Origin of the sequence: Streptomyces niphimycinicus (genome assembly GCF_018883605.1) — a bacterium.
Lineage (GTDB): Bacteria > Actinomycetota > Actinomycetes > Streptomycetales > Streptomycetaceae > Streptomyces > Streptomyces niphimycinicus.
Window position 1 is genome coordinate 51,263 of the sequence record NZ_JAHLEM010000040.1, and the last position, 10,357, is coordinate 61,619.

The following is a 10,357-nucleotide window of genomic DNA, read 5'->3' on the forward strand; positions in this document are numbered from 1 at the left end:
GCGGTCAGGCGGCGTCGATCAGGGCCAGGTCCGGGGGGACGAGCGTGGTCGACATCATCAGGGCGCGGATGAGGTGGTCGTTGAGCGCGTTGCCGACCGGCTCACCGACCTCCTCGCGGGTCAGCCAGGGCACTCCGTCCCGCGACAGCATCATGCGGACCCGGTTGACCAGGTGCTCGACGCGCTTTTCCCGCCAGCCCTCGCCGGGCCGCAACTCGGCGAGCTGGGCGGCCGTCTGCTTCCAGGTGAGGGGCTGCGGCCGGGGTTCGTGGAGCAGATACCGCTGGCCGAGGACGACGAGCGCGAGCTTCTCCTCCTCGGTGAGCACCCATACCCGAGGCGGGCGGGTGACCTCCCCGGGCAGGGCTACCGGCCGCTCGGCCTCGGGGCCGCTGACGAAGACCTCCAGCAGATGCTCACGGTCGCGCGAGCCCCGGACGAACAGCGGGGTGTAGCCGCTTTCGAGGGGCAGTGGCTCCTCGCCAGTGAAGAGCAGCCGGGTCGGGAAACGGAGGGGAAGCCGGCCGCTGTTGGCGACCCACCAGCGGCCGTGGCGGTGGGTCAGTCTGCCCTGGCAGCGGCTGACCTGGGGGTCGTCCTCGCCCACGCAGACGTGCACCTCGGGGCGGTTCCGCCCGAAGAGCAGCTCACGGCCGTCGCCGGGGCCCAGGGTCATGCCACCGGTCAGCGCGAGGGCGAAGGCGGTGCCCGGCACCGGCGCGGTCACACCGCGGGCCAGGCTGCCGTGTGCGGCGGGCAGGAGGCGGCCGCCCGCGGCGTGACGGCCGGTGGCGGGGTGGCGGGCGGCGGGGGCCCAGCCGGTGGTGCGGCGATCGCTGCCGGGAGGTGTGGTCATGAGCTCGGGAGTTTCTTCGCGGCCGTGGCGGCGAGCGCCTTGGCGGTCTGGCAGAGCTTTTTGGTGGGCTTCGGCCCGTAGACGTTCAACGCCATCAACTCGACGGTGTCGTCACCGAGGTAGTTGCGGTACGAGCGGTGCAGCATCCGGACGAGGCATGAGTCGTCGTCCCACTCCTTGGGCGACACGGAGCTCAGCTTCCCGTCGATCTCCGCCCGCTGCCCGTCCTCCGGGGAGAACTCATTGTCCCGGGTGAACTCCAGCTCCACTCCCGCGTCGTCCGAGCTGTCCGCCCACTCGCACCGCCAGTCCCCGAAGCCCGGGTCGCGGTCCTTCACCCGCATACCGGCGATCCGCTCAAGCTCGTCGCCGTCCAGCAGCCGGCATGCGTCTGTGCGAACCAGGGAGCTCGCGACCGGCTGCCCCGAGCGCCGGGGGACCTGACCGCGGTCCAGCACACTGACCGCGTAGTCGGTGGCGGCGTCGCCCAGTTGGCACGGGTCGGGCGCCGGGGTGTCCAGCCGCTCGGTGATGATCCAGATCTGCTCGCGGTCGGCGGAGGCGATGTTCCGCACGCACTCGTCCCCCTCGCGCTGGAAGGCGCCGACGGTGACGTTGCCGATCCTCCGGGTGGGCACGTCGCCGCCCGGCTCCGGCGGGTCGGCGTCGAAGTTGAGCTGGACATCGGCGATGTCATCGCCGGTTTCGCCGCGCAGCAGGACATCGCATCGGTCGATCTCGCCGTAGTCCGGGTCGATGACGGTCTCGCCGAAGCGGCTGAGCGATGCGGCGTTGAGCAGCTTGCAGGGGTCGGCCGTCCGCGCGTCGCCCACGGTGCCGGCCCGTCCCGCCTGTGACAGCGAGCCGCCCGTACCGGACGCGCCACGCCCGCCGTCCTGCCCGGACCGGCCGCTCTCGTCGGAGTGCCCGTCGCCCCAGGGGCCGACGAGGGCGGCCCAGGCCACCAGGGCCGCGGCGGTGCCCATCGCGGTCGCGGTGATCACCACCCGGCGGGTGGGGCGGCGCCATGCCCCTCGCACCGACGGCGGCAGCAGCCGCATCGTGAATGGGGTGCGGTCCAGCGTGTCGCCGTCGTGCGGGTCCTCGTAGGTGTCCTCGATGTGTTCGAGGTGGGGGGACGACGGGGCGACCCGCCGCAGCAGCCGTACGGCCTGATCGGCGGCGGGGCGCCGCTTCGGCTCCACGTTCAGCAGCGCGCTGAGCGGGTCCACCAGCGGACCGGCCCGGTGCGGGGTCTCGACATAGCCCTCGATGGCCCGCGCCACGTAGGCCATGGGGTGCGATGCCTCGCCGTACGGGGACCGTCCCTCGATCGCCGCGTAGAGCGTCGCGCCCAGGGAGAAGACATCGGACTTCCGGTCGGCCGCGTCTCCCCTGGCCACCTCGGGCGGCAGATACGGCGGCTTGCCGCGCACCCCGCCGGTCCGGGTCATGGTGGCCTCGCTCCACAGCGCCCGGGAGATGCCGAAGTCGGTCAGCTTGGCGACGCCGTCCTCGGTGATCAGGACGTTCTCCGGGGTGACATCGCCGTGCACCACGCCCTCGGCATGCGACTTCGCCAGCGCGGTGGCGATCTGGCAGCCGATGGAGCCCGCCTCCTCCGGGGTGAGCGCACCACGGTCGCGCACCAGGTCGGCGAGGCTGCCCCCGGACACGTACTCCATGACGATCCAGCAGACTTCACTCTCTTCCACGAAGTCGAACACCGAGACGATATGCGGATGGTGCAGCCGCGCGGCGTTCCGTGCCTCGTTGGTGAGTCGCAGCGCCGCGCGGTCGTCGTCCGGACGGGCACACTTCACCGCGACCTGGCGGTCCAGCAGCTCATCGTGGGCCCGCCAGACGACGCCCATTCCGCCTCTCCCGATGGGCTCCTGGAGGAGATATCGGTCGGCGACCCGGTCACCGGCCTCCGCCATCACCCGCACCCCCGCTACCCCGTTTCATCGCACCTATCACGTTCCCGTGTCGCCACGGAGAGTACTTGGCCCCGACGTCGGTGGGTAGCGCTTCCGGTGGATGGCCCCCGGAAGGAGGGAAGCCTCCGGCGTGCGACGGTCGCACCCGGCCGTCGCACGGCGTGAAATGAACGGTCTTCACCGGCTCATGGCACGATTTCCTCCTTGACCACAATGTGACCGGAGTCCGGGTCGAGCACGCCGCCGAGCCGGGCGTACGCCCCGTCGGTCAGGTCGAGGCACTTGGGCACCGACGGGGTCCACGCGAAGGTGCCGCGGTCGTTGACGCGTACGACCAGCGACGCGTTGTTCGCGACATTGGTGACCTTCACCCTGGTCCCGAACGGCAGTTGCGGATCGCGGCTCAGAGAAGTCGCCGCGGTGTCCGCGTTGTTGTCGAAGAGTTCGCCGCTGGCGGTATAGGCGCCTGGGGGTATGTAGCCGTAGTGCGTCGCCCAGCAGTTCTCACCGGCCGGCGGGGTGTCGCTGGTCGCGGCGGTGCTCGCCGGGGCGACACCCAGCACGGCGGTCAGTGCGACGGCGGCGGCCGCCACTCGGCCGATCAGCGTTCCCTTGCGCATGGCGGAGAACCTCACTTCGGGTTGTGGTGGTGTGATGTGAGCGCGGGTGTGCCGTTCGCCAGCCGGCCGCGGCGGCGACCACGTTGCCTCTTTTGCCGCTGCCCCGATCATGACAATCCGCCCCAGAGCTGACGGTCCCTCATGACAGCGCCCCGAGCCATATATGTCAATGGTCTGGACCAAAACCAGTCGCGGCCCTGGCCCCGGCTCAGACCGGAGAGTGGCCGTACCGCGCCCGGAGGGACGTGAGGTCGGGCTCGCCGAACCGCTCGCGCAGAAGCTGGAATCCATCGACCTTGGCGCCGCCGAATCTCCGTACATAGGTGGCGTACGAGTTGGCGGTGAGGAACTTCGGTGGCGAGGTCTTGCTGTGGAACTTGTCCGCGTACATCACCAGTTGCTCTTCCGTGGTGTCGGCCGTGTAGTCGGCCGCAGGGAGATCCAGCTTCTGCGCGCGGATGTCGTCCCGGGTGATGCCGACGCCCGTGTGGTGGGAGCAGAAGCGGCACAGGGGCTCCGGAAAGCCTTCCTGGCGGAGGATCTCGTGGCCGAGGACTCCGTGGCGGATGTAGCCGCCCTCGTCGAGCCGGCCCGTGTGATCGTAGAGCCGATACACACCGATGTCGTGAAGCAGCGCCCCCGCGCGGACGAGGGAGGCGTCGAGCCGTAGCCCGGCGCGCGCCATGAGCTGCTCCGCGATGTGGCAGACGATCTCGCAGTGGGTGTACACGAGGTCCAGGGCCGCACGCGTCGGCGCGTACTTCTCGTGCAGCGCACGCACCTCGTCGGCGGTCGGCAGAATCACCGCCGCAGCCTAACAATCACGGCGGGGGCGGACGGCGGACGGCCGTGGCCGAGGTGGTCGGGGTGGTCGGGTGGTCGGGCAGTCGGATGGTCGACAGTCGGCCTCATCGCACGCCGCTGGGGCGGAACTGGATGCTGATCCGTGGGCCGGTGGCGCGGGAGGATTTGGGGATCGCGTGTTCCCAGGTCCGCTGGCAGGAGCCGCCCATCACCAGCAGATCGCCATGGCCGAGCGGCCGTCGCATGGCGCTGCCGCCGCCACGCGGGCGGAGCAGCAGGTCCCGGGGCGCGCCCACGGACAGGATGGCGACCATGGTGTCCTCGCTTCCGCCACGGCCGTTGCGGTCGCCGTGCCAGGCCACGCTGTCCCGGCCGTCGCGGTAGTAGCACAGCCCGGCCGTGGTGAAGGGCTCCCGCAGCTCTGGGGCGTAGTACGTGGAGAGCGCCTCCCGGGCCTCGGACAGGACGGGATGCGGCAGCGGGTCCTCCGCGCCGTAGAACGACAGCAGCCGTGGGACGTCCACCACCTGCTCGTACATGTGCCGCCGCTCGGCCTTCCAGGGGACCTCGGCGACGAGCCGGGAGAACAGGTCGTCCGCTCCCCTCAGCCACCCGGGCAGCAGATCGATCCAGGCCCCGGACCCGAGCTCGGTCCTGCGCATCCCGCACAACGAGCCGAGACCGATGTCGTCGGTCTGGTCGAAGAGCGAGCCTTGGAGATACGCACCCATATGTGCAGCGTACCCGCGTAATCGAGCAAACGTTCTACAGCATGGACGCGGAGAACTCGGCCGTGGCTGCTTCGGCGGTGACACCGCAGGTCAGCGACCGGGGGTCGGCCCATGGCCATGCGCACACCACGACGCACACCACGTCCGGTCACCACGACGCACACCGCGTCCGGTCACCCTGGCGCCGCCACTTCCGGGGCCGGGGCCCCGGACCTGGGGCGGGATGCCCGCGCCGGTGCGGGCAGCTCCTGGTGGTGACGGGCCGCGACCGGAATGCGCCGGTGGCCACGGCGGTCCCGTACGCCGCCGTCACGGCGGCGGATCACTCCGGGAAGGCGCTGCGGTGGGCCCGGCGGGTCAGCGGATGGTTGATGGCCTCCACCAGCCAGTCCAGGTCGGACTGCCGGGCCCGCACCGGGTTGCGCAGGGTGCCGACCCCTTCGATGGAGATCTCCACCACGTCCCCGGCGTGGAGGGTGAAGTCGAGCGCCGGCACGATGCCGGTGCCGGTGGACAGCACGGCGCCGTCGGGGAAGGGCTGGGAGCGCCACAGATGGTCCACCAGCCCCCGCGGGGTGCGGTGGAACGCGGCGGTGGAGGTGGACGCCCGGTAGGCCGCCTCGCCGTCGCGCCATACCGCCATGGTGATGTCCAGCGCGTCGGGCGCGTCGATCTCCCACGCGGGCACGATGGCCGAGGACACGGCGGCGCTTCCGGCGTAGATCTTGGCCTGGGGGAGGTAGAGCGGGTTCTCGCCCTCGATGGACCGTGAGCTGACGTCGTCGGCGACGAGATAGCCGACGGTCTCGCCGTGCCGGTTGAGCACCAGCGCCAGTTCGGGCTCGGGGACGTTCAGCGCGGAGTCGTCCCGTACGGCGATCGGCTCGCCGTCGGTCACCACCCGCCAGGGCGGCGATTTGAAGAACAGCTCGGGGCGCTCGGCGTCGTAGATCCGCTCGTACACCGACTGTTCGGTGCTCTCCTCCACCCTGGCCTCGCGCGAACGTTCATACGTCACCCCCGCCGCCCACAGCTCCATCAGCCCGTCCAGCGGCGGCAGCGGCAGGACATCCGGCTCACGGACGGCCGCCGGTCCGGCGACGGTGTTCTCCACCAGGGCCCGCAGCTCCGCCACGGGCAGCCGCAGCAGCTCGGCGATGAGCGGCGCTCCGGGGAAGGCCCGTACCCCGCCGGTGTCGTCGGCCACTCCCGTCCGGACGGTCCCGGCGTCATCGGCGAAGCGCACGATGCGTGTCATGTGTCGTCCTCTCCTCTCGTGACGGTGTAGTCGGACCTTCTACCCCCGGAGGGCGGTGACCGCGCATACGCCGGCCACCACGATGGCGGCGAAGCTACCCGAACATCAGCCGGAGCACCCGGCTGTCGCCGAGGGTTTCGCGGACCCGAGTGACATGCGCACCCGTCGCGAGGGGCGCGCCATCCCCCGCCGGGTCAAGCGCCATCCCCCGCCGGGTCAGATGTCGCGCCGCGCGAGGAAGCCCAGCAGGGTGCGCAGCTCCGCGCTCGCGCGAGGCGCGAGCGGCAGACCGTCCAGGCACCTCTCCACGGCGTCGATGTGACGGTCGGCCTCCGCCAGGGCCGCCGAGCGGCCACCGGCCCGCTCGACCAGATCGGCGGCCCGGCGCGTGGTGGCGTCGTCCGGGGCGTCCGGGGACTCCGCCAGGAGCGTGGCCAACTGCCCGGCGGCCGAGGCGCCGGGGCCGCGGGCGCTCAGGGCGACGAGTACGGGGAAGGTCTTCTTGCGCTGCCGCAGATCGCGGTGGACGGGTTTGCCGGTGACCGCGGGGTCGCCCCAGATGCCCAGCAGGTCGTCCGCCACCTGGAACGCCACGCCCATATGCCGTCCGGCCCGGTCCAGGGTGGCCGCGGTGTTCTCCGGCGCCCCGGCGAGCGCGGCGCCCAGGGCGGCGGCGCAGCCGAGCAACGCGCCGGTCTTGTGCTCGGCCATCCTGCGGTACTCCTCCGGTCCGACCGCCTCGGGGCCGGTCCAGGGGCGCGATTCGAAGAGCAGGTCGTCCGCCTGGCCGCGGACGAGGTCGCCCAGCGCCACGCTCAGGCGCCGCACCCCGGCCGCGGCTCCGGCGCCGGGCACGGCGGCCAGTGCCTCCACGGCCAGTGCGAACAGGGCGTCACCGGCGAGCACGGCCGGGCCGGTCCCGTACGCCTTCCACACGGTGGGGCGGGTGCGGCGGGTCTGGTCGCCGTCCATGATGTCGTCGTGCAGCAGCGAGAAGGTGTGCACCAGCTCCACCGCCACCGCTCCGGCCACCGCCGCCTCGCCGGATGCCCCGGCGGCCTCCGCGCACAGCACGGCCAGGGCCTGGCGCACGCCCTTGCCGCCCGCTCCCTCGGCGGGCGTACCGCCCACATCGCACCAGCCGAAGGAGTACGCCGCCATCTCGCCGACCCATGGGTGCAGCCGGCCGATCGTCTCGGCCAGCACCGGGCGCACCAACTCCCGGCAGCGGTCCAGGATTTCACCCGCGGTCGCGGCGGTTCCGTCCGCGGTCGCGGCGGTTCCGTCCGCGGTCGCGGCGGGCTCGTGCGCAGTTGTGGTGGGCTCGTATGCCCCGAGGAGCACGGGGAACGCCGTTGTCACAGTGCCACCTCCATCGCCTCCGTGAGGCCGAACTCCTCCCGGGCACGGTCCACCATCCGGCGGGCGTGCCGCAGCCCGATCCGCTCCAGCACACCGGCCAGTTCGGTCAGGTCCTCGTCGGTCCGGGCGCGGTCGCGGCCCAGCCGGGCCAGGGACTTGATGAGCCCGAGCCGGGCGAGACCCTCGCCGCGCGGCTCGCTCATACCGCGGAACTCCTCCAGGGCCTGCTCATACATCGCGCGGGCCTCCTCGTAACGCCCCGCGCGGTAGAACACATTGCCGCGCATCTTGTGGTTGTACGCGAGCGCGCTCACCAGGTTCATCTCGCGGCAGGTCAGTTCGGCTCCGGAGAGCAGCTCCAGTGCGCGCTCCACGTCCCCGTCGCGCACGGAGACGATGTCGGCCATGCCGCGCAGCGCCCATGCGTGTCCGCGCCGGTCGTCGGCGCCCGCGGCTATCTCCGCGGCCTCCTGGAACATCGCGTAGGCCGAGTCGTACGACCCGGTGTTGCGGTGCATCTGGGCGATTCCCTCCAGGGCCCACACGGTGTGCCGCGCCTCGCCGCGCTTGCGTGCCTCGGCGAGGAGCCGCTCGTGCAGCGCGCCCACGGCCTCGTAGTCGCCCTGGATGCGGCCGGTCTCGGCCATCCCGGCCAGCGAGTAGCCACGGACGACGATGTCCCCGCCGCGTTCGCCGAATTCGGCCGCGAGTCCGAGCAGTCGCCACGCCAGCGCCAGCGCGCCCCGCTGCCGGGCGAGCGTGCCTCCGCTCCACAGCGCCCACGCCATCGCTCCGACGTCCCCCGCCGCACGGGCCGCCCGGTAACTGGCCTTCCACTCGCGGTCGGCCTCGCCCACCTGCCCCAGCCTCCGGTGCGCCTCGGCGACCGCGAGCCCCGCACGGGCCGCCTCGCCCGGGGAGCCGCCCCGCTCGGCCGCCCGCAACTGCTCGGTGCCCGCCGCCAGCACGTCGACCAGCGAGGAGTTCACAGACAGGGTGGTGAGGGAGCCCTGGTACTCAGGAGCGAATGCTTTGCCGTACATGGATGCCTTTCCGTCTGTTGTTCCCAGGAACACGCGGCTGTCCGCTATACACCGAGTGCATGCACTGCGAGTATGCGCACTATGTATACACGCCGTGTATAGACGACAGGAAACCGGCCTTGCCAAGATCACCGGTGCTGTGCGTCCGTTGTCGATCAAGACGCGGTCGGACCCGGAGAGGTTTACCGATCGGCTCCGCGGGTGGCAAAAAACTTATGGACCGGCCTCGGCACCCCTGCCCCGATCCGGCACGTCCCCGACGGAAAGGCAGAATTCACCCATGGTCAGCCAGTGGCAGTTGCGCGCCGCCTTCGCGGCACGGCTCTCCGACATGTACGGCCGGGAAGTCCCCGCGTACACCACGCTCGTGGACGTCTCGCGCGAGGTCAACGAGGACGTGCTGCGCGCACGGGGCGCCGACGCCGAGCGTCTGGGGTCCATCGGCCGGGTGACCGCCGAACGCCACGGCGCCATCCGGGTCGGAACACCTCAGGAGCTGGGGCAGGTGGCCCGCGTCTTCGGCGCCCTGGGCATGCACCCGGTCGGCTTCTACGATCTGCGCGAGGCCGCCGCCAGCGCGGTCCCCGTGGTCTCGACCGCCTTCCGCCGGTGGACGGGGAGGAGCTGGCGCGCAACCCCTTCCGCGTCTTCACCTCCCTGCTCACCACCGCCGACCCGCGGTTCTTCGACGCCGATCTGCGCTCCCGGCTGGAGACCTTCCTGGCCGGCCGCGAGCTGTTCCCGCCGGAGCTGCTCGCCCTGGCCGACCGTGCGGCGGCCGGGCACGGGCTGCCCGAGGAGGACGCCGAGCGCTTCCTCCACCTCGCCGTGTCCGCCTTCGAGTTGTCACCCGGGCCGGTGGACAAGGTCTGGTGCGAGACCCTGGAGAGGATCTCCGCCGTCGCGGCGGACATCGGCGGTGTCCGCAGCACCCACATCAACCACCTCACCCCGCGCGTCCTGGACATCGACGAGCTCTACCGGCGGATGACCGACCGCGGCATCCAGATGATCGACACCATCCAGGGGCCACCGGCCTGGAAGGGCCCCGACGTCCTGCTGCGCCAGACCTCCTTCCGCGCCCTCGACGAACCCCGCGCGATGCGCCTCGCGGACGGCGGCGTCACCACCGGCGCCCTGCGGGTGCGCTTCGGCGAGGTCGAGGCCCGCGGTATCGCCCTCACCCACGACGGCCGTGCCCTGTACGACCGGCTGCTCACCCTCGTCGACCATGAAGTGGCCCGCCACCCGGGGGTGGACCGGGGCGAACTGGCCCGCGGTGTATGGGAGGAGCATCTGCCCCACACCGAACGGGAGCTGGCCGCCCGGGGGTTGGGCTGGTTCACCTACCACGTGGCACCGGACCGCCCGCGCGACGGCAGCCGTCCGCCCGCCGCCCTCGGCGAACTGCTGGAGCGGGGCTGGCTACGGGCCGAGCCCATCGTCTACGAGGACTTCCTGCCCCGCTCCGCCGCCGGCATCTTCCAGTCCAACCTCAGCGGACAGGGCGTACGGGACAACGGCCAGGAGGGCACCGCCCACGACGCGGCATGGCTCTCCGGCGCCATCGGCCGCGATGTCCTGGACCCCTTCGCGCTCTACGCGCGGCAGCAGAACGACTCCCTCGCACGCGCCGCCCGCGAACTGGGGCTCGACGGCGTCCCGGGCTGATCCCTCACCGTCCGCCCGCCGCCACCTCGCCTTCGATCCAACGGCAGATCACCCCCACCACATACGCCCGCT

The 10,357-nt window shown here is 71.9% G+C and carries 8 protein-coding genes and 1 pseudogene; 1 reads left to right on the top strand and 8 read right to left on the bottom strand.

Annotated features, from left to right (window positions below):
• Positions 1–4: 4 nt before the first annotated feature.
• The 8 genes from KN815_RS05265 to KN815_RS05300 form a co-directional block, all read right to left on the bottom strand.
• Positions 5–856 (bottom strand): FHA domain-containing protein, encoded by an 852-nt coding sequence (locus tag KN815_RS05265; protein ID WP_216340560.1) that lies wholly within the window; start codon positions 854–856, stop codon positions 5–7.
• Positions 853–2,796 carry a serine/threonine-protein kinase gene (locus KN815_RS05270; protein ID WP_216340561.1) on the bottom strand — a complete coding sequence of 648 codons (1,944 nt, stop codon included), beginning with the start codon at positions 2,794–2,796 and terminating at the stop codon, positions 853–855. Before KN815_RS05270 ends, KN815_RS05265 begins: the two co-directional genes overlap by 4 nt.
• Positions 2,797–2,981: 185 nt before the next feature.
• Positions 2,982–3,416 (bottom strand): septal ring lytic transglycosylase RlpA family protein, encoded by a 435-nt coding sequence (locus KN815_RS50045; protein WP_253208773.1) that lies wholly within the window; start codon positions 3,414–3,416, stop codon positions 2,982–2,984.
• Positions 3,417–3,624: 208 nt separating this feature from the next.
• Positions 3,625–4,221: an HD domain-containing protein gene (locus KN815_RS05280; RefSeq protein WP_216340563.1), complete on the bottom strand. Its 597-nt coding sequence runs from the start codon at positions 4,219–4,221 to the stop codon at positions 3,625–3,627.
• Positions 4,222–4,324: 103 nt separating this feature from the next.
• A complete protein-coding gene (locus KN815_RS05285; RefSeq protein WP_216340564.1) occupies positions 4,325–4,951 on the bottom strand; it encodes an alpha-ketoglutarate-dependent dioxygenase AlkB in 627 nt (208 codons plus the stop codon).
• A 322-nt stretch (positions 4,952–5,273) separates the two neighbouring features.
• Positions 5,274–6,209 (bottom strand): fumarylacetoacetate hydrolase family protein, encoded by a 936-nt coding sequence (locus KN815_RS05290; protein WP_216340565.1) that lies wholly within the window; start codon positions 6,207–6,209, stop codon positions 5,274–5,276.
• Between the two features lie 216 nt (positions 6,210–6,425).
• A complete protein-coding gene (locus tag KN815_RS05295) occupies positions 6,426–7,571 on the bottom strand; it encodes a polyprenyl synthetase family protein (RefSeq protein ID WP_372458265.1) in 1,146 nt (381 codons plus the stop codon).
• On the bottom strand, positions 7,568–8,614 hold the full coding sequence (locus tag KN815_RS05300) for a tetratricopeptide repeat protein (RefSeq protein ID WP_216340566.1): 1,047 nt from the start codon (positions 8,612–8,614) through the stop codon (positions 7,568–7,570). Before KN815_RS05300 ends, KN815_RS05295 begins: the two co-directional genes overlap by 4 nt.
• A gap of 280 nt (positions 8,615–8,894) precedes the next feature.
• Between KN815_RS05300 and hglS the strand changes: the two are divergent.
• Positions 8,895–10,285 (top strand): annotated as a pseudogene (gene hglS, locus KN815_RS05305) (2-oxoadipate dioxygenase/decarboxylase).
• Positions 10,286–10,357: the final 72 nt, after the last annotated feature.